General features: G+C 46.2%; 1 protein-coding gene. It reads right to left on the bottom strand.

Annotation, left to right across the window (positions count from 1 at the left end; all coding sequences use genetic code 11):
- The coding region (locus ACODJP_RS13980; RefSeq protein ID WP_422482533.1) for an alpha-amylase C-terminal beta-sheet domain-containing protein at positions 1 to 77 on the bottom strand (77 nt) is incomplete at its 3' end.
- Between the last annotated feature and the right edge of the window lie 200 nt (positions 78 to 277).

The following is a 277-nucleotide window of genomic DNA, read 5'->3' as shown; positions in this document are numbered from 1 at the left end:
GCCAACTTTTCATCAATCAATGCTGCATAAACATCTCTCTCTGCCTTCACTATGTTAACTGTGCTCCGACAGTGGATCTTGTTCCGCGTCCGGATGGAGAGGAGTTCGGAGACTTCAGATTTATGATCAAAAATATGATCGTAGAAGACAGCTGGTGTCCCGGGGTGAGTTAAGATATAGGCATAACCTTGCGCTTCTTTGCCACCTGGGAATCTCCAATGACCCTGAGTGGAACCAGTATCATGATTCTCAATAAAAGTAACAGCCCTAGACGGCC

Origin of the sequence: Pleomorphochaeta sp. DL1XJH-081 (assembly GCF_049310885.1) — a bacterium.
In the GTDB taxonomy this organism is placed as follows: domain Bacteria; phylum Spirochaetota; class Spirochaetia; order Sphaerochaetales; family Sphaerochaetaceae; genus CAYZJV01.
The sequence above is the reverse complement of the archived record's forward strand: the minus strand, read 5'-3'. Positions and strand labels throughout refer to the sequence as shown.